Annotated in this window: 17 protein-coding genes and 2 tRNA genes; 11 read left to right on the top strand and 8 right to left on the bottom strand. The window is 71.1% G+C overall.

Translation table 11 applies throughout. The features are described 5' to 3' along the window. Positions 1–8: 8 nt before the first annotated feature. Entirely contained in the window at positions 9–578 is a 570-nt protein-coding gene (locus tag B9S57_RS03425) for a PPA1309 family protein (protein ID WP_258036197.1), read from the bottom strand. A 127-nt stretch (positions 579–705) separates the two neighbouring features. Here B9S57_RS03425 and B9S57_RS03420 point away from each other — a divergent pair, with 127 nt between their 5' ends. From B9S57_RS03420 to B9S57_RS03405, 4 genes are all read left to right on the top strand, one after another. Further along, positions 706–3,630 (top strand): UPF0182 family protein, encoded by a 2,925-nt coding sequence (locus B9S57_RS03420; protein WP_103514048.1) that lies wholly within the window; start codon positions 706–708, stop codon positions 3,628–3,630. Positions 3,631–3,672: 42 nt separating this feature from the next. Then, positions 3,673–3,746 (top strand) — tRNA-Met (locus tag B9S57_RS03415). A gap of 212 nt (positions 3,747–3,958) precedes the next feature. Then, positions 3,959–6,013, top strand: coding sequence for an SEL1-like repeat protein (locus tag B9S57_RS03410; RefSeq protein WP_103514047.1), 2,055 nt, complete (start codon positions 3,959–3,961; stop codon positions 6,011–6,013). Positions 6,014–6,106: 93 nt separating this feature from the next. Further along, positions 6,107–6,180: transfer RNA gene (locus B9S57_RS03405), tRNA-Met, on the top strand. Between the two features lie 102 nt (positions 6,181–6,282). Here the strand turns inward: B9S57_RS03405 and B9S57_RS03400 are convergent. After that, positions 6,283–6,702, bottom strand: coding sequence for a Fur family transcriptional regulator (locus B9S57_RS03400; RefSeq protein WP_103514046.1), 420 nt, complete (start codon positions 6,700–6,702; stop codon positions 6,283–6,285). 158 nt (positions 6,703–6,860) lie between these two features. Between B9S57_RS03400 and B9S57_RS03395 the strand changes: the two genes are divergently transcribed. After that, the gene (locus B9S57_RS03395) at positions 6,861–8,330 is read left to right on the top strand and encodes a catalase (protein WP_103514084.1); all 1,470 of its coding nucleotides are present in this window, start codon (positions 6,861–6,863) and stop codon (positions 8,328–8,330) included. A 143-nt stretch (positions 8,331–8,473) separates the two neighbouring features. On the opposite strand, the gene B9S57_RS03390 is transcribed toward B9S57_RS03395, so the two are convergent. After that, entirely contained in the window at positions 8,474–8,875 is a 402-nt protein-coding gene (locus B9S57_RS03390; RefSeq protein WP_103514045.1) for a cyclic nucleotide-binding/CBS domain-containing protein, read from the bottom strand. A 363-nt stretch (positions 8,876–9,238) separates the two neighbouring features. After that, the gene (gene hisN, locus B9S57_RS03385; protein WP_103514044.1) at positions 9,239–10,039 is read right to left on the bottom strand and encodes a histidinol-phosphatase; all 801 of its coding nucleotides are present in this window, start codon (positions 10,037–10,039) and stop codon (positions 9,239–9,241) included. Between the two features lie 141 nt (positions 10,040–10,180). Between hisN and B9S57_RS03380 the strand changes: the two genes are divergently transcribed. Then, positions 10,181–10,819 (top strand): TetR/AcrR family transcriptional regulator, encoded by a 639-nt coding sequence (locus B9S57_RS03380; RefSeq protein WP_103514043.1) that lies wholly within the window; start codon positions 10,181–10,183, stop codon positions 10,817–10,819. On the opposite strand, the gene B9S57_RS03375 is transcribed toward B9S57_RS03380, so the two are convergent. The 4 genes from B9S57_RS03375 to B9S57_RS03360 all read right to left on the bottom strand — a co-directional run bounded on the left by B9S57_RS03375 (position 10,711) and on the right by B9S57_RS03360 (position 14,366). Continuing rightward, positions 10,711–11,034, bottom strand: coding sequence for a multidrug efflux SMR transporter (locus B9S57_RS03375; protein WP_103514042.1), 324 nt, complete (start codon positions 11,032–11,034; stop codon positions 10,711–10,713). The two genes, B9S57_RS03380 and B9S57_RS03375, sit on opposite strands and share 109 nt — an antisense overlap. Before the next feature lie 102 nt (positions 11,035–11,136). Beyond that, entirely contained in the window at positions 11,137–12,153 is a 1,017-nt protein-coding gene (gene rsgA, locus B9S57_RS03370) for a ribosome small subunit-dependent GTPase A (RefSeq protein WP_103514041.1), read from the bottom strand. 4 nt (positions 12,154–12,157) lie between these two features. After that, positions 12,158–13,537, bottom strand: coding sequence for a 3-phosphoshikimate 1-carboxyvinyltransferase (aroA, locus tag B9S57_RS03365; RefSeq protein ID WP_103514040.1), 1,380 nt, complete (start codon positions 13,535–13,537; stop codon positions 12,158–12,160). Positions 13,538–13,652: 115 nt separating this feature from the next. Next, a complete protein-coding gene (locus tag B9S57_RS03360) occupies positions 13,653–14,366 on the bottom strand; it encodes a M50 family metallopeptidase (RefSeq protein WP_103514039.1) in 714 nt (237 codons plus the stop codon). Positions 14,367–14,440: 74 nt separating this feature from the next. Between B9S57_RS03360 and B9S57_RS03355 the strand changes: the two genes are divergently transcribed. From B9S57_RS03355 to B9S57_RS03335, 5 genes are all read left to right on the top strand, one after another. Further along, positions 14,441–15,256, top strand: coding sequence for an SOS response-associated peptidase (locus B9S57_RS03355; RefSeq protein ID WP_103514038.1), 816 nt, complete (start codon positions 14,441–14,443; stop codon positions 15,254–15,256). 53 nt (positions 15,257–15,309) lie between these two features. After that, the gene (locus tag B9S57_RS03350; RefSeq protein ID WP_181011221.1) at positions 15,310–15,963 is read left to right on the top strand and encodes an alpha/beta family hydrolase; all 654 of its coding nucleotides are present in this window, start codon (positions 15,310–15,312) and stop codon (positions 15,961–15,963) included. A gap of 280 nt (positions 15,964–16,243) precedes the next feature. Continuing rightward, a complete protein-coding gene (locus tag B9S57_RS03345) occupies positions 16,244–16,900 on the top strand; it encodes a sigma-70 family RNA polymerase sigma factor (RefSeq protein WP_190174995.1) in 657 nt (218 codons plus the stop codon). Then, positions 16,897–17,217: a mycothiol system anti-sigma-R factor gene (rsrA, locus tag B9S57_RS03340; RefSeq protein ID WP_103514035.1), complete on the top strand. Its 321-nt coding sequence runs from the start codon at positions 16,897–16,899 to the stop codon at positions 17,215–17,217. Before B9S57_RS03345 ends, rsrA begins: the two co-directional genes overlap by 4 nt. A gap of 163 nt (positions 17,218–17,380) precedes the next feature. Next, the coding region (locus B9S57_RS03335) for an HD-GYP domain-containing protein (RefSeq protein WP_103514034.1) at positions 17,381–18,767 on the top strand (1,387 nt) is incomplete at its 3' end.

The raw sequence follows: 18,767 nt of genomic DNA, 5'->3' as shown, positions 1-18,767 counted from the left end.
GCGGGAGGTCAGGACTCGAAGGTGGCCGCGAGCGCCTCGGCCAGCCCGGGGACCAGCCCCGCACCGGTCAGGACCTCGGTCGGGGAGTCCTTCTCCCGCAGCCGCACGGCGGAGTCCCGAGCCCCGTCCCGCAGCACCGCCACGGTCATCCGCACCTCCTGCCGGTCCGGTTGCTCGGACACCCACCTGGTCAGCTGGGCGTCGGTCAGGCCGTCCGGCACGGAGGCCTCCGCGGACGGCGGCAGCATCATCCGTTCCACGGTCATGGCGCAGCCGACCACGGCGTCGGGCCAGGCGATCGTGGCCAGGAACTCGTCCAGCGCGGTGCCCGCGGGGAGCTCCTCCTGCTCGACCGGGGTGAGGGTGGCGGTGGTGGAAGCGGAGTCGTCGAGGCCGAGCTGGGCGGCGAGGCCCGGCTCGTGGGCACGCAGCCGGGCGGTGTCGACGAGGGCGAACAGCCGGGCCGGCTGGTCCCAGCCGAGGGTGGCGGCGTAGGCGTCGATTTCGAGGACGGCGACGGTGAGTGGGCTCGCGGCCATCGGAGGGCCTGAGGGAGAAACGTTGGGCATACCCAACATCCTGCCTCCTTCCGCCCCGGTAACGGGAACTAGGTAAAGCCTCAGTAAGTTGCATAGGTGGGCTCTACGATCGCTGGGCCTGCTTCACACGACCGCGAACTTCGAGGTGCGCACGTTGGCTTTCCAGATGCCGGACCGCGGCGGAGGCCCGACCGGGCCACGGATCAGAGTCGGCCGCCCGTCCCGGCGCGTCCGTACCCTGCTCATGACATTGGGTGTCCTGGCGGTTCTCGCCATGGTCTTCGTCATGTTCGCGGGGTTCTGGACGGACTGGCTCTGGTACAGGTCGGTCGCGTTTACGTCTGTCTTCACCACCACCCTGTGGACCAAGATCGGGCTGTTCCTCGTCTTCGGACTGCTGATGGCCGTGGCCATCGGTGTGAACATCTGGCTCGCGCACCGGCTCCGGCCGCCGCTGAGCGCGATGTCGCTGGAGCAGCAGAGTCTCGACCGGTACCGGATGAGCGTCGCCCCCTACAAGAAGTGGGTGCTGCTCGCGGTCACCGCGCTCGTCGGGCTCATCGCCGGCGCCTCGGCGTCGGGACAGTGGCGCACCTGGCTGATGTACGTCAACGGCGTGTCGTTCGGGCAGAAGGACCCCCAGTTCAAGCTGGACGTCTCCTTCTACGCCTTCGACCTGCCGTGGTACCGCTTCCTGCTCGGCTTCGGCTTCGCCGCCGTGGTGCTGTCGCTGATCGCGGCGGCCGTGACCCACTACCTGTACGGCGGACTCCGGGTCACCAGCCCGGGTGCGCGGGCGACGGGTGCGGCCACCGGCCATCTCTCCGTGCTGCTCGGCGTCTTCGTCTCGCTGAAGGCCGTGGCGTACTGGCTCGACCGGTACGGCCTCGCCGTGAAGTCCAGCGACTTCAAGGCCACGGACAACTGGACGGGCCTGCGGTACGTCGACGCCAACGCCTACCTGCCGGCGAAGACGATCCTGTTCTGCATCGCCGTGATCTGCGCCATGCTCTTCTTCGCGACCCTCTGGCGGCGCACCTGGCAGCTGCCGGTGATCGGCTTCGGCCTGATGGTGCTGTCGGCGATCCTCATCGGCGGTCTCTACCCGGCGATCGTGCAGAAGTTCCAGGTCCAGCCCAACGAGCAGGCCAAGGAAGCACCGTTCATCCGGAAGAACATCGACGCGACGCGTGATGCCTACGACATCGACGACGCGAAGGTGGAGGACTACTCCGGCAAGAGCAAGACGACGGACGGGGTCAAGCTCCGGGCCTCCGCGAGCGACGCGGCGAGCTACCGGGTGATGGATCCGAACGTCGTCTCCCCGGCCTTCCAGCAGCTCCAGCAGAGGAGGAACTACTACCAGTTCCCCAAGACGCTGGACGTCGACCGCTACAAGGGTGAGGACGGCAAGGAGCAGGACACCGTCATCGGCCTGCGCGAGCTCAACATCGACGGCCTTCCCAAGCGGAACTGGATCAACGACCACTTCACGTACACCCACGGCTACGGCGCCATCGCGGCCCGGGGCACCACGACGGGCACCAATCCGACGGGTTCCCCCGACTTCACGGAGTCGGGCCTGCCGACCACCGGCGAGCTGGGGGAGTACGAGCAGCGGATCTACTACGGCGAGAAGACCGAGCAGTACTCCATCGTCGGGGGTCCCCAGAAGGAGCTCGACTACGAGCAGGACGGCGAGAGGACCACCAGCTACAAGGGTGACAGCGGGGTCAGTCTCTCCAACGCCTTCAACCGTGCCGCCTACGCGGTGTCGATGAGCGAGCCGCAGATCCTGTACTCCGGGGCCATCGGCGAGGGATCGCGCATCCTGTACAACCGGACACCCAAGGAGCGCGTCGAGGCGGTCGCCCCCTGGCTGACCATCGACGGCGACGCCTATCCGGCGGTCGTCGGCAAGCGGATCCAGTGGGTCGTCGACGCGTACACCACGACCAACGGCTACCCGTACGCCTCGCGTACGACGCTCGGTGACACCACGGCCGACTCGCTGACCACCAACCAGCGTGCGGTCGTCGCCCAGCAGAACCAGGTCAACTACATCCGCAATTCGGTGAAGGCCACCGTCGACGCCTACACCGGCAAGGTCACGCTCTACGAGTGGGACACCCAGGACCCGGTGCTCAAGACGTGGCGCAAGGCCTTCCCCGGGACCGTGAAGTCCAGGGGCGACATCCCGCAGGACCTGATGGACCACCTGCGCTACCCGCAGGACCTGTTCAAGGTCCAGCGCGAGCTGCTCACGCGCTATCACGTCCAGGACCCCGCCCAGTTCTACAGCGGCAGTGACGCCTGGCAGGTGCCCGACGACCCCACCAACAAGGAGCCCGGGGCCGTTCCGCCGTACTACCTGAGCATGAAGATGCCGGGCCAGGACGAGCAGAAGTTCTCGCTGACCACCACGTTCACCCCGAGAGGGCGGCCCAACCTCGGGGCGTTCATGGCGGTGGACGCGGACGCGGCCGGCAAGGACTACGGCACGATAAGGCTGCTGAGAGTCACCACCACGGTGAAGGGCCCCGGTCAGGTACAGAGTGAGCTCAACGGCAACGACGACGTCGCTGAGTTCGTGAGAAACCTCAAGGGCACCGACTCGGACATCGAGTACGGCAATCTGCTGACCGTGCCGCTCGACGGGGGCTTCCTCTACATCGAACCGGTCTACACGCGCGGTGGCACGCAGAACTATCCCCTGCTGCGCAAGGTCGCCGCCTCGTACGGGTCGAAGATCGTCTTCGAGAACAGTCTCGGGGAGGCGCTCAACGCGGTCTTCGGGGTCGAGGGGTCGGACACGACCACGCCGCCGACGGAGCCGACCGAGCCACCGGGCGACACCACGGAGCCACCGGCCACCGGGGACGCCGCGCTGAAGAAGGCCATCGCGGACGCCCAGAAGGCGTACACGGACGGCGAGGCGGCTCTCAAGGAGCAGGACTGGCAGGCCTACGGCAAGGCCCAGGCGGACCTCCAGGACGCTTTGGAGCGGGCCGCCGCGGCGCAGCCCAAGTCCGGCTCGCCCTCGGGGACCGAGGGCGCAGAGAAGCCGGCGGGCGACGACCAGGGCAGCTGAGAAAGGTCCACCCCGCGTCGTGGTACGGTTTGAACACAACGACGCGGGGTGGAGCAGCTCGGTAGCTCGCTGGGCTCATAACCCAGAGGTCGCAGGTTCAAATCCTGTCCCCGCTACTGAAAGGTGAAGGCCCGGATCCTTTGGGATCCGGGCCTTTGTCATGTCATGAGGCGTTTTCTCAAGTTGTCGGAGTGAAGTGCGGTTCGCGGGGCACCAGTTGGACTCAACCGTGTTTCACTTGTCTCTCTGTGGGCATGTCGACAAAACGCTGAAGTGACCTCACTGGCCGCGATATACCAGGTGTACGCGGGTTACAGGTGGTGCGACGATGGTATTTATGGGGGACAGGGCAACTCTGTTGGAGACAGGGCGGTTTGTGCAGCGACGCGGCCGGACGGCGGATAACGAGGCAGATGCGGCATTCGCCGCTGCCCTGGCCGGGACCGCCGATACCGCAGACGCCGCGCACGAGACCCCGATCCTCACCACGGACATCACCGGCACGGGCGATGCGGCCCTGAGCGCCGACGTCGAGGGGACGGATGCCTCCGAGGGTGCGGACACCACCGACACCGCGGATCACGCCGACGAGACCGAGGCCCGGCACCGGCGGGCCGCGGAGTCCGGGGACACTGCGTCGATGAGTGTCCTGGGGGCCCTCCTGCTGCGCCGCGGCGACCTCGACGGGGCGGAGGCCCACCTGCGCGCCGCCACCGCCGAGGGCGACCGTGCTGCGGCGAACAACCTCGGCGTGCTCCTCCATCAGAGGGGCTACGCGGACGAGGCGGCGGGCTGGTGGCGCATCGCCGCGGTCGCCGGCTCCGCCGCGGCCGCGCACGCTCTGGGGCGCCACTTCCGTGAGCGGGGGGACGAGCCCGGCGCCGAGTACTGGCTGTGCCAGTCCGCCGAACAGGGCCACGCACTGGGCGCGTACGCGCTGGCCGACCTCCTGGAGCACCGCGGCGACGCGGGCGCCGAGCGCTGGCTGCGTGCGGCAGCGGAGCAGGGGCACAGGGAGGCCGCGTACCGGCTGGCGCGGACGATCGAGCGCAACGCCGTGGGTGACGCCCACGATGCGTTCGGGATGGGCCGTGCCGTGGGCGAGGACCGCCGTGCGCCGGGCACCGGTGCGCCGGTGAAGCGGGACAGCCCCGTGGCGGGCCCCGATGCGGGACGGGTCGGCGAGGCCGAGCAGTGGTACCGCCAGGCCGCCGCGCGCGGCCACCGCCGTGCCGCCCTGCATCTCGGCGCGATCCTCGAACAGCGTGGCGAGCTGAAGGAGGCCGGCCGCTGGTATCTCACCGCCGCCAAGGACGGCGAGGCCCGCGCGGCCTGCGCCCTCGGCTTCCTGCTGCGTGACGCGGGCGACGAGGAGAGCGCAGCCGTCTGGTGGCTGCGTGCCGCCCAGGACGGCGACGGCAACGCGGCCAACGCCCTGGGCGCGCTGCACGCCGCCAGGGGTGAGCAGCAGACCGCGGAGCGCTGGTACCGCGCCGCCATGGACGCGGGTGACGTCAACGGCGCGTACAACCTCGGCCTGCTCTGCGCCGCTCAGGACCGGATCCCGCAGGCCGAGCAGTGGTACCGCCGTGCCGCCTACGCCGGGCACCGCGAGGCGGCGAACGCGCTGGCCGTCCTGCTGCTCCAGGAGGGCGACGCGACCGGGGCCGAGCCCTGGTTCTCCAAGGCGGCCGAGGCGGGCAGCGTGGACGCGGCCTTCAACCTCGGGATCCTGCACGCCGGGCGGGACGAGGACCGCACGGCGCTCGGCTGGTACCAGCGGGCGGCGGCGGCCGGGCACACCGATGCCGCGCTCCAGGTCGGCATGGCGCTGCTGAGGGACGGCGAGGAGCAGGAGGCCGAGCGTCATCTCCGGTGCGCCGCGGGTGGCGGCAGTGCCGAGGCCGCCTTCCGGCTGGCCGGTGTCCTCGACCTGCGCCAGCCGGCCCCCGGGCCTCCCGCGCTGGGGGAGCCGATGCCGGAGAGGACGGAGTGCGAGGAGTGGTACGAGAGAGCGGCCGAGCAGGGGCACCGCCGCGCCCAGGTCAGGGCCGGGATGCTCGCGGCCGCGCGCGGTGACATGGCCAACGCCGCCCGCTGGTACCGCGAGGCCGCCGAGTCGGGCAGCCGGAACGGGGCCTTCAACCTCGGCCTGCTGCTCGCCCGTGAGGGCAGCGAGCGCGAGGCGGCCCTGTGGTGGAGCCGCGCCGCCAACGACGGGCACGGCCGGGCGGCGCTGCGCCTCGCCCTGCTCGCCGCCCGCAGGGGTGAGCTCACCGAGGGGCAGCGCTGGTGCGCCCGGGCGGTCGAGCTCGGGCCTGCGGAGGTCACCGAGCGGGCGGCGCGACTGCTGGAGGCGCTGCACCAGGAGCTCACCGCCTGACGACGGCCCCTTGGTGCGGACGGGCCGTGCGGGGGGCCGGGGAATGAATTTGCTCCTGCGGGCGAGCGTGCCGTAGTGTTGCACTCACAACGACGCGGGGTGGAGCAGCTCGGTAGCTCGCTGGGCTCATAACCCAGAGGTCGCAGGTTCAAATCCTGTCCCCGCTACTGAAAGACAGAGGCCCGGATCCTTCCAAGGATCCGGGCCTCTGTCGTATGCCCCCGCAAAGGGTGCCCGGCGTGAGGGTGCGGGCGGGCGCTCCCTCAGACTCAGGCCGCTGCGGCGCAGTTCGGGCAGATACCCCGGTACGTCACCTCGACGTTCGAGACGGTGAAGCCGAAGCGCTCGTCGGCCGGCAGGTCCGCCAGCGGGTTGCCCGACGGGTGTACGTCCCGGATCGCTCCGCAGCTCCCGCACACCAGGTGGTGGTGGGGGCGGTGGGCGTTCGGGTCGTACCGCTTCGCCCTGCGGTCGGTGGAGACCTCGATGACCTCGCCGAGGGACACCATCTCGCCCAGCGTGTTGTAGACCGTGGCGCGGGAGATCTCGGGCAGTCGTGCGACGGCCCTCGCGTGAACCTCGTCCGCCGTCAGGTGCACATGGTCCCCCTCGAGAACCTCGGCCACCACGCGCCGCTGTGCCGTCATGCGCCAGCCGCGTCCACGAAGTCGTTCCAGGAGGTCACTCATGGGCCCAGCCTAACAGTGGCACGGCCGAGTCCCGAGTAGGTGTGACTTTAGATGTCTCCTTGACTTGGACAAAGTCCATTGTAGGATCGTCGGCATACCGGCCAAGGACAGGCCACGGCCGGGAACAGGCTGCACGGGGGAACGACGCTGTGCAGGACATGACGCAGGAGGCGCGCGTGACTCAGGGACCGCTCACCACGGAGGCCGGCGCTCCGGTGGCCGACAACCAGAACAGCGAGACCGCCGGCCCGGGAGGACCGGTTCTCGTCCAGGACCAGGCGCTTCTCGAGAAGCTCGCCCACTTCAACCGCGAGCGCATCCCCGAGCGCGTGGTGCACGCCCGTGGCGCCGGCGCCTACGGCACCTTCACGCTGACCCGCGACGTCTCGCGGTGGACCAGGGCGAAGTTCCTCTCGGAGGTCGGCAAGCAGACCGAGACCTTCCTGCGCTTCTCCACCGTGGCGGGCAACCTCGGCTCCGCCGACGCGGCCCGTGACCCCCGCGGCTGGGCGCTGAAGTTCTACACCGAGGAGGGCAACTACGACCTCGTCGGCAACAACACCCCGGTGTTCTTCATCAAGGACGCCATCAAGTTCCCCGACTTCATCCACACCCAGAAGCGCGACCCGTACACCGGCTCGCAGGAGGCGGACAACGTCTGGGACTTCTGGGGACTGTCGCCCGAGTCCACGCATCAGGTGACCTGGCTCTTCGGCGATCGGGGCATCCCGGCCTCGTACCGCCACATGAACGGCTACGGCTCGCACACCTTCCAGTGGAACAACGAGGCCGGCGAGGTCTTCTGGGTCAAGTACCACTTCAAGACCGACCAGGGCATCAAGAACCTCACCACCGAGGAGGCCGTCCGCCTCTCCGGTGTGGACCCGGACAGCCACCAGCGCGACCTGCGCGAGTCGATCGAGCGGGGCGACTTCCCGTCCTGGACCGTGCAGGTCCAGGTCATGCCCGCGGCCGAGGCGGCGGCGTACCGCTTCAACCCCTTCGACCTCACCAAGGTGTGGCCGCACGAGGACTACCCGCCGATCGAGATCGGCACGCTGGAACTCAACCGCAACCCGGAGAACGTCTTCGCCGAGGTCGAGCAGTCGATCTTCAGCCCGGGACACTTCGTGCCCGGCATCGGCCCCTCCCCGGACAAGATGCTCCAGGGCCGCCTCTTCGCGTACGGCGACGCCCACCGCTACCGCGTCGGCATCAACGCCGACCACCTGCCGGTGAACCGCCCGCACGCCACCGAGGTGCGCACCAACAGCCGTGACGGCCACCTGTACGACGGCCGCCACAAGGGCACGAAGAACTACGAGCCGAACAGCTTCGGCGGCCCCGCCCAGACCGGCCGGCCGCTCTGGCAGCCGGTGCCCGTCACCGGTGGCACCGGCAACCACGAGGCCCCGGGTCACGCGGAGGACGACGACTTCGTGCAGGCGGGCAACCTCTACCGGCTCCTCGCGGAGGACGAGAAGGGCCGGCTGATCGACAACCTGGCCGGGTTCATCTCCCAGGTCTCGCGCGACGACATCGCCGAGCGCGCGATCGGCAACTTCCGTCAGGCCGACGGGGACTTCGGCAAGCGGCTGGAGGCCGCGGTCCAAGCCCTGCGCGGCTGACCCGGACGCCTGTCGGCGGCGGGCCGGATGTCCCTGGACGGTTCAGGGTGTCCGGCCCGCAGCCGTGTCCTGGCCCGGGCGGCCGTGGCGCGGGGCGGGCCGCCGCTGCCGGGGTCTCGCTCCGGCGTGCCGACGCGGCGGGTTCAGAGCACCATCCCGGCCGCCCGTCGTCGCACCGGGGCCCAGCACCGGATGATGTCGCGCACCGAGACGATGCCGACGGGGCCGTCGCCGTCCAGGACGATCAGATGCCGGAAACCTCCGTGCGTCATGGCTTCCGCGGCCTCCTCCAGGGTCCAGGCGGGGGAGGCGAAGACCACATCGGTGGTGGTGTGGGTGGACGCGGTCTCGACGTCGGGATCCAGACCCGAGCCCACGGCGTCGAGGATGTCGCGCTCGGTGATGATGCCGAGACCGCAGGTGTCCGGGTCGTGGACGACAGCTGCTCCGATACGGCGGGCCGACATCAGCCGGGCCGCCTGGCGGAGTGTGTGGGCCGGTCCGATGCTCAGGACCAGCGTGCTCATGGCGTCACGGACGAGCATGAAAGGAGCCACCTCCTTCGTGAAGTGACCTGTGGAGCGGTCTTCGTGAGCCGATTCACAAGTTCACAAGTGGGGGGACTTTCAGAGTGGCACCTCCGGGGGGACACAACAAGGCCCCCGGCGCCCCGGCACCGCGGAGAGCGTCCCACGGACCCCGGGTGCCGCGGGCGCCCCGGATCGGACCGGGCCCGGCGGTCGCGCGGCGGCTGCCGCGGCGCACGTCGATGACCACGGCGACCGTCTACAGCCGGCGCGCCGCGCGTGCTCGCCTGCCCGGCCCGGCATGCCCGTGCGACTCCGCCCGGCGCCACAGGTTCCCCGCAGGGCTCCCGCGCATGCGTCACGCGGGACGGAACTCCGGTCTCAGTAGCGCTGGTTGAGATAGCCGAGCAGCTCGTGGTGGAGCAGCCCGTTGGACGCCGCCGCGTTGCCGCCACCGGGCCCGGAGACGCCGTCCAGGCTGGTGAATTGCCCGCCCGCCTCCTGGACGATGATCGCGTTCGCCGCCATGTCCCACAGGGAGAGCTCCGGCTCCGCGCAGATGTCCACCGACCCCTCGGCAACCATCATGTACGGCCAGAAGTCCCCGTAGCCCCGGGTCCGCCAGCAGGCCCGCGTCAGATCCATGAAGCCGTCGAGCCGCCCCTGCTCCTCCCAGCCGGTCATCGAGGCGTACGCGAACGAGGAGTCCGCGACGCGCTCGACCTTCGACACGTGCAGCCGGGTCGCGGACGTCAGGCTGCGGCCGGAGAAGGCCCCGGCGCCCTTCGCCGCCCACCAGCGTCGGCTCAGCGCCGGTGCCGAGACCACGCCGACCACCGGCTGGAAACCGTCCTCGCCGGCTTCCATCAACGAGATCAGGGTCGCCCAGACGGGGACACCCCGTACGTAGTTCTTCGTGCCGTCGATCGGGTCGATGACCCAGCGCCGCGGGCCCGTGCCCTCGATCCCGTACTCCTCGCCCAGGATCGCGTCGCGTGGGCGGGCCCGGTGCAGGTGCCCGCGGATCAGCTCCTCCGCGTGTTTGTCGGCCTCGCTCACCGGCGTCATGTCCGGCTTGGTCTCGACCTTGAGGTCCAGAGCCTTGAACCGGTCCATCGTCGCCGCGTCGGCGGCGTCCGCCAGTACATGGGCCAGGCGCAGATCATCGTGGTAGTCGGGCATGCCGTCACAGTATCCACAGCCACCCGCCCGGGCTACACGGCCCCGTGCGGGGTGCGGGCCCGGCCCGCACGTGCGCGGACCCTTGACAGCCCTCCTGGACGCCTCAACTCTGACCACAGGCCCCCGGCGTGGGAGGCGACGATGCCCTCGGCGCGAGAAGCACTGCTGGACTCCGCACACTCGTCACTGTCGGCGCTGCCCTGGACGGCCGTGCGCATGGTCGACGTGGCGGCGGCGGCCGGGGTCTCCCGGCAGACCCTCTACAACGAGTTCGGCAGCAAGGGCGGTCTGGCCCGCGCGCTGATCCGGCGTGCGGCGGACGGCTATCTGGCCGGTGTGGAGGAGACGCTCGGCCGGGCCGGGGACGAGGGGCCCGCGGCACTCGCCCGCTGGACGGTCCGGTCGGCCCGCGCGGACGTGCTCGTCAAGGCGCTGCTCACCGGCGTCCGGGGTGACCGCCTACCCGGGCCGGGGGCACTGCCTCCCGCCGGGCGGGACGCCTGGGCGTCACTTCCCACGCCTGGCGAGCTGCTCGTACTCGTCAGGGACCGGGCCGTCGCCGCCCTGCGGAGAGGTCCCGCCCCGTGCGAGGCGGCGAAGCTGGGGAGGGAGTGCGAGATCGCGCTGAGGCTGGCCATCTCCTACATGCTGGTGCCGGCGGACGACGAGGCTCACTGTGCCGAACCGGACAGCTGCAGACCGATCACGCCGATGATCACCAGCGAGATCGACACCAGCTTGAGGGCGGAGACCACGTCGTCGAGGAAGACCATTCCGTAGATCGCCGTCCCCGCGGCCCCGATGCCCGTCCACACGGCGTACGCGGGTCCCACGTCGAGCTTCTTGAGGGCCAGTGTGAGCAGGCCGAAGCTGCCGAGTGCGAACGCGCAGAAAGCGATCGTCGGCCAGAGACGGGTGAATCCGTGCGAGAGCTTCAGACACACGGCGAAGCCGGTCTCGAGCAGTCCGGCGACCACGACCAGCAACCACGCCATCGTCAGGTGCCTCCCACGTAGGTGACGCTTCGTCCACTCGACGCGATTATGCCCTTACCGGGGGTGGCGGCCCGCAAACGTGCGCGCGTCGGCCGTGACGCCTCAGTCGCCCTCGCGCCGCTCCCGGGTCGAGAGGAGCCTGCGCAGCGAGTCGAGCCGCGCCGGGTCGGCGTGTCCCTCCGCGACCCACGCGTCCAGGGCGCACTCCGGTTCCTGACCGTCGTGGGTGCAGCCGCGCGGACAGTTCTCCGTACCCGGCTCCAGGTCGGGGAAGGCGTTGATGACCCGCGAGGGGTCGACGTGGTGCAGCCCGAACGACCGCACGCCCGGGGTGTCGACCACCCAGCCGCGGCCGTCGGGCAGCGGCAGCGCGAGGGCCGATGTGGTGGTGTGTCTGCCGCGGCCCGTGACGGCGTTGACCACCCCGGTCGTGCGCCGTCGGTCCTTCGGCACCAGAGCGTTGACCAGGGTCGTCTTGCCGACCCCGGAGTGCCCGACGAAGGCGGTCACCCGGTCGTTCAGGAGCTCGCGGACCCGGTCGGCGGCGTCGCCGTTCTCCAGCTCCTCGCGGCTGGTCACGACGTAGGGGACGCCCAGAGGCGTGTAGGCCTCCAGGAGCTTGTCGGCGGAGGCCAGGTCGGACTTGGTCAGCACCAGGAGCGGGGTGAGCCCGCCGTCGTACGCCGCGACCAGGCAGCGGTCGATCATGCGCGGGCGTGGCTCCGGGTCGGCGAGCGCCGTGACGATGGCCAGCTGGTCCGCGTTGGCCACGACCACCCGCTCGAAGGGGTCGTCGTCGTCGGCCGTGCGGCGGAGTACCGACGTACGCGCGCCGATCCGCACGATGCGCGCCAGGGTGTCCTTGCCGCCGGAGAGGTCACCCACCAGCGAGACCCGGTCGCCCACCACGGCGGCCTTGCGGCCCAGCTCGCGGGCCTTCATGGCCACCACCGTGCGGTCCTCGACCAGGCAGGTCAGCCTGCCCCGGTCGACGGTGAGGACCATGCCGTCCTCGGCGTCCTCGTGCTTGGGGCGTGTGTGGGTACGGGGCCGGTTCCCCTTGGGGTTGGGGCGGACGCGGATGTCGTCCTCGTCGGGGTTCTTCCCGTAGCGGCGCATGTCCTCAGACCCCGCGCCTTCCCGGCGCGGCGCCGAGCGCTCCGGGTGAGACGCCGACGGTGCCGGAGGGCTCTCCGAGCATGCCGGTCCACATCTCCGGGAAGTCCGGCAGGGTCTTGGCCGTCGTGCCGATGTTCTCGATCTCCACCCCGGCGACGGTGAGACCGATGATCGCGCCCGCGGTCGCCATCCGGTGGTCGTCGTACGTGTGGAAGGTGCCGGCGTGCAGCGGCCGGGGGTTGATCCGCAGACCGTCGGCGGTCTCCGTGACGTCGCCGCCGAGACCGTTGATCTCCTTGGTGAGCGCCGCGAGCCGGTCCGTCTCGTGCAGCCGCAGGTGCGCGACGCCGCTCAGGGTGGAGGGGGAGTCGGCGAGGGCGGCCAGGGCGGCGATGCCCGGCGTCAGCTCACCGACCTCGCTCAGGTCGACGTCGATGCCGTGGACCCTGCCCGAGCCCCTGAAGGTGAGACCGCGCTCGGTCAGCTCGCACGTACCACCCATTGCGGTGAAGATCTCGCGCAGTGCGTCACCCGGCTGGGTGGTCCGCAGCGGCCAGTCGGGGACGGTGACCCGGCCGCCGGTCACGAGGGCGGCGGCCAGGAACGGCTGGGCGTTGGAGAGATCCGGCTCGACGGTCAGGTCGCGGCCCAGCAGGGCGGAGGGCGAGACCCGCCAGACGTCGGGCTCGCCGCCCGACTCCGGCTCGTCGACCTGGGCGCCCACGGCGCGCAGCATGTCGACGGTCATCCGGATGTGCGGCATGGACGGCAGGGCCGAGCCCGTGTGGCGCACCTCCACGCCCTGGTTGAAACGGGGTGCGGACAGCAGCAGCGCCGAGACGAACTGGGACGACGAGGAGGCGTCGATGGCCACCGGGCCCCCGTCCAGCGCGCCCGCGCCGTGGACGGTCAGCGGGAGCGTCCCGCGGCCGTCGTCGTCGATCCTGGCTCCCAGCGCCTTCAGGGCACCGATCACGCCGTGCAGGGGCCGCTCGTAGGACCGCGGGTCCCCGTCGAAGTGGACGGGTCCGTCCGCGAGGCAGGCCACGGGCGGCAGGAAGCGCATGACGGTTCCCGCGTTGCCGACGTCCACCCGGGCCGGGCCGTGCAGACCGGCGGGGATGACGCGCCATGCCTCGCCCGAGCCGTCCGGACCGACGCCCTCCTCGATGCCGACGCCCATCGCCCGGAGGGCCTGGGCCATCAGCAGGGTGTCGCGGCTGCGGAGCGGGCGGCGCAGCCAGCCCGGCTCGGAGGAGAGCGAGGCGAGGACGAGAGCACGGTTGGTGACCGACTTCGATCCGGGCACGGTGACGGTCGCGTCGACGGCCCCGGTCGCGAGGGGGGCGGGCCAGAGGGCGGGGTGCACGGAACTTTCGGTCATGCCCCTCACTTTAGTGGCTCAGCGCAAACCCAGATCCTGAACAAATAGGAGGAAATCGGGGCGTAATGCAAGGGTGGTACAGGGCCCGTGCCCACGTGTGCGCGTCCGGTGACCGTCACAGTCCGAGAAGCCAGCGTCCGCCGCCGATCAGCGCGCAGAGCGAGACCGCGTGGAAGAGGAACAGCCAGATCGCGGCCGGGGCGTGCGTCAGCCGCGCGAGCTGGTCCGCGTCGGAGTCGGGGGCCCCGCCGTACCTGCGCTTGGACTGGAGCTCGAACGCCGGGCGCACGCCGCCGAGCAGCAGGAACCAGACCGCAGTGTAAGCGAACGCCGACTGGACGTCGGCCGAGGTCAGCCAGGACACCAGCAGGAAGGTCGTCCCCGTGAGGATGACCGTCAGCGCCCCGTACAGATTGCGGATCATCACCAGCATCACCGCCAGGAGCGCGGTGGCCAGCCACAGGAACAGGGTGATCCGGCCGTTGGTGAGCAGCCAGGCGCCGCCCAGGCCGAGCAGCGGGGGCGCGGTGTAGCCCGCCGCCGCCGTGAGGATCATCCCGATACCGGTGGGCTTGCCGCGGCTGACGGTGAGGCCGCTGGTGTCCGAGTGCAGCCGGATGCCCGAGAGCTGCCGTCCGGTGAGCAGGGCGACCAAGCCGTGGCCCCCCTCGTGCGCGATGGTGATCGCGTTGCGCGAGAGCCGCCATATGAGGTTCGGGACCACGGCGACGAGCGCCGCGGTGGCCGTGACGACCACCAGCCACTGCTCGGGGGCCGGCTGGGTTCCGAAGACGCGATCCCACAGATCGCCCAGTTCGGTGCTGTCCATGGTGAGAGCGGCTCCTTGAGGTACTCGGGGGATCGGCGTCCACCCGGGTGGCGGGTCGTGGCAGTCTGGCACTTATGTGCGGACGGTATGCGGCGAGCAGGCGGCCAGAGGATCTGACCGGGCTCTTCGGTGTGGAGAAGTGGGAACCCACCGAGGCTCTGGAACCCGACTGGAACGTCGCGCCGACCAAGGAGGTCTACGCGGTTCTGGACCGTCCTGTGAAGGACGCGGACGATCAGCGCCCGGTTCGCCAGCTGCGGGTTCTGAAATGGGGACTCGTGCCGTCCTGGGCGAAGTCGCCGGAGGGCGGGGCCCGGATGATCAACGCCCGGGCGGAGACCGTCCACGAGAAGCCGTCCTTCCGCCGCCCCTTCGTGTCGCGGCGCTGCATCCTGCCCGCCGACGGCTACTACGAGTGGGTCACCGGGGCCGACGAGCGTCAGCTGGAGGAGAAGGGCAGGAAGAAGCGGCCGCGCAAACAGCCGTACTTCGTGACCCCCGCCGACGGCTCCGTCTTCGCGATGGCGGGCCTGTACGAGTTCTGGCGCGACCGGACCCTGCCCGACGACCACCCGGGGGCCTGGTGGGTCACCTGCTCGGTGATCACCACCGAGGCGGAGACGGCACCGCTCGCCGTCGCTCCGGCCGAGGGCCCCGCCTCGCTGTCCGACATCCACCCCCGGATGCCGCTGATGCTGACCCCGGACCGCTGGGACGACTGGCTCGACCCGTCGCGCACCGGCGTCGAGGAGCTCACGGCGCTGCTGGAGCCGCCGCCCGGCGGGCTGATGCGCGCGTATCCGGTGGGCACCGCCGTCAGCAACGTGCGCAACAACGGTCCGGAACTCCTGGAGGAACTCGCCGCGCCTGAGGCGGGCACGCTCTTCTGACGCGGCAGGATGGCCCCGTGAGCCGTACGACAGCGACGACGCGGAAGACCGAGATGGCCGGCACGGACGCCGGGGAGGCCAGGATCACCTGGATCCCCGCGAAGGGGGCCCGTCTGGTGCTCGCCGCCGGCCACGGCGCCGGAGGCGGCATCGAGGCCCGGGACCTCCAGGCGCTGGCGGCGGTGCTGCCGCGCCACCGGGTGACCGTGGCCCTGGTGGAGCAGCCCTGGCGGGTGGCCGGCAAGAAGCTCGCACCGGCGCCCCGGACCCTGGACACCGGCTGGCGGGGCCTGTGGCCGGCGCTGACGGCACCGGGGCTGCCGGTCGTCGCCGGGGGGCGGAGCGCGGGGGCGCGGGTCGCCTGCCGTACGGCGGCGGAGCTGGGCGCCCGCGCCGTGCTCGCCCTGAGCTTCCCTCTCCACCCGCCGGGGAAGCCGGAGAAGTCCCGGGCTGACGAGCTGCTCGGCACGGGCCTCCCCACCCTCGTGGTGCAGGGCGGCCGTGACCCGTTCGGGCGCCCCGAGGAGTTCCCCCCGGGGGAGCACGGGCTCGTCGAGGTGCCGTACGCGGATCACGGCTTCGCCGTACCGAAGAAGGCACCGCTGACCCAGGATCAGGCGCTGGACACCCTGACGGGCGCGGTGGCCGGGTGGCTGGAGGGGCTCTCCCGGCCACACGGTCCTTCTCGCCCCCTGAGGGCCCCCTGAGGGCCCCCGGAGGCCCCGGGAATGCGCCGTGCGGGGCGGCTGTTGTGCGTGATGTCGGTACAACAACGTCGTACGTGGAGAGGGAGTCCGTCGCATGGGTTCGACCATCTGCCCGAGCCGCTCGAACACCGCAGAGCTGGAGTGGACGGTGCTTCACGCGGCCAAGAGCACTCCGGCGCGCGCCCCGGGCGGAGCCGATCGACAGCCCGAGCGGAAGCAAGGTCGACTATTCTCCGATGCGAGCGGGTCCGGTTTCGGCTCCGCCACATCGTTGGAGGAGGTGGGTCCGGTCACTGGGACCGACACAGGGACCGACGACGGCCGTGCGGAGGAGACGACTGCCGAGCGCAACGCGCGCTTCGAGCGGGACGCCCTCGGGTATCTCGACCAGATGTACTCGGCCGCGCTGCGCATGACGCGCAACCCCGCGGATGCCGAGGACCTGGTCCAGGAGACGTACGCGAAGGCGTACGGCTCCTTCCACCAGTTCCGCGAGGGGACGAACCTCAAGGCGTGGATGTACCGCATCCTCACCAACACTTTCATCAACTCGTACCGCAAGAAGCAGCGCGAACCCCAGCGGAGCGCCGCCGAGGAGATCGAGGACTGGCAGCTGGCACGTGCGGAGTCGCACATGTCGACGGGCCTGCGCTCGGCGGAGTCCCAGGCGCTCGACCACCTGCCGGACTCCGACGTGAAGTCCGCGCTGCAGTCGATCCCCGAAGAGTTCCGCATCGCCGTGTATCTCGCCGATGTGGAGGGCTTTGCCTACAAGGAGATCGCGGACATCATGGGGACACCCATCGGTACGGTGATGTCCCGGCTGCACCGGGGGCGCCGTCAGCTGCGCGGCATGCTGGAGGACTACGCGCGTGAGCGCGGGCTCGTCCCGGCCGGAGCCGGTGAGTCGGACGACAGGAAAGGCTCGGCCTCATGAGCTGCGGAGAGCCGCACGAGACGGACTGCTCGGAGGTTCTCGATCATCTCTACGAGTTCCTCGACCATGAGATGCCCGAGGGCGACTGCACCAAGTTCGAGGTGCACTTCGAGGAGTGCTCCCCGTGTCTTGAGAAGTACGGCCTCGAGCAGGCCGTGAAGAAGCTGGTCAAGCGCTGCTGCGGACAGGACGACGTCCCTGCCGACCTGCGTTCGAAGGTGATGGGCCGGATCGACCTGATCCGTTCCGGACAGGCCGTGCCCGAGCAGGACGTGGCCCTGGGCGGCGCCGACCGTCCGGCCGCCACCGCCGAGTGACCCTGCTCACCCGGCCGCACCCCGCGAACTGAACCGGCGGCCGTGCCGCCGAACCCCGCTCATGTCACCCGAATGTGCTAATCCGGCCTGTTCGGGCCCCGGTCGACCCCTTGCTCGCTAGCCTGGCGCCTCCATTGACCAGGATGGGGGGCGGGCGGATCGGGTGAGGGGCACACCGGGGGCGGCGCGCTTCCACATCCTGTGCGCGGCGGTCTGCGCCGCACTCTGCGTGCTGCCCGCGCTCTCCCCGGGGGCCGCCACCCCATGGGGCACGCTCGGCCTCCTGGCCGCCCTCCACCTCGTCTGCGAACTCCCCGGCCGCTGCCGTCTCTTCGGCGGCTCCGTGCCGGTCGGTGCCGGATCGTTCTTTCCGCTGCTGCTCGCCGCCGCCTTCCTGCTCCCGCCGTCCGCCGCCGCTCTCGTCGCCGTACCCGGCGCGCTGGCGGGCCGGGTGGAACGGCCGCCCGTCGCGTCGCGCCGTGTCTGGCGGGCCGCCCAGCTCGCCCTGACCGTGGGGGCCGCCTCGTGGGCGTACGCACTGCTGGGCGGCCCCGCCACGCTCGGTGGCCCCTCGGACGGGGGCGTCCCCGACCTTCCGTACGCCCTCCTCCCGGCCTGCGCCACAGCGCTCGTCTTCAGCCTGGTGCTGGCCGCGCTGGACGGCAGCATCCTCGTCACGGCCGAGCGTGTGGCCGTCGGGCACGCCTGGCGGGGGCTGCCGTCCCGCTCCGTGGGGCCGCACCTGGTGCACGCGCTCGCGGGGCTGATGATGGCCGTCCTGTGGCGCAGCTCCTACGGGCCGCCGGCCGCGCTGGTCGTCCTGCTGCCGATGTACATCTCCTGCTGGGTGTTCGGGCAGTACCACCGCCGGCACGCCGCCCACCGGGCCACCATCAGGGCGCTCGTCCAGGCGGTCGACATCAAGGACGGATACACCCGCGGACACAGCGAGCGGGTGGGACACGCCTCCGAGCTGATCGCCCGTGAACTCGGCATGGAGGAGAGCCGCATGGAGGCGCTCCGCTTCGCAGGCATCCTGCACGACGTCGGAAAGCTCGGCGTCCCGACGCGGGTCCTGCGCAAGGACGGGCCGCTCACCCCCGAGGAGCGCCGCGTCATCGAGCTGCACCCCGAGTACGGCCACGAGATCGTCCGGGGCATCGCCTTCCTGGACGAGGCGCGCGCCGCGATCCTGCACCACCACGAACGGCTCGACGGAAGCGGCTACCCGTACGGCCTCGCCGGCGACAGCATCCCCGAATTCGCCCGGGTCGTCGCCGTCGCGGACGCCTTCGACGCCATGACGTCCACGCGCTCCTACCGGCGCGGACGGCCCGTCCCCGCGGCCGTGGAGGAGCTGAGGAGCTGCGCGGGGAGCCAGTTCGATCCGCGCATGGTGGGTGCGCTGGCCCGCGCCCTGGACCGCCACGGCTGGTCCGCCGCGGCCAACACGGTCACCTCGGACGAGGAGCCGGCGGGGCTGCCGCGCCAGCGGCCGGGGACACGGCCTCCCGCCGGCGAGCCCGCTGACCGCCGCCCGGGGCAGCCCC

The sequence above is a fragment of the Streptomyces sp. SM10 genome, from assembly GCF_002910915.1.
In the GTDB taxonomy this organism is placed as follows: Bacteria; Actinomycetota; Actinomycetes; order Streptomycetales; family Streptomycetaceae; genus Streptomyces.
The sequence above is the reverse complement of the archived record's forward strand: the minus strand, read 5'-3'. Positions and strand labels throughout refer to the sequence as shown.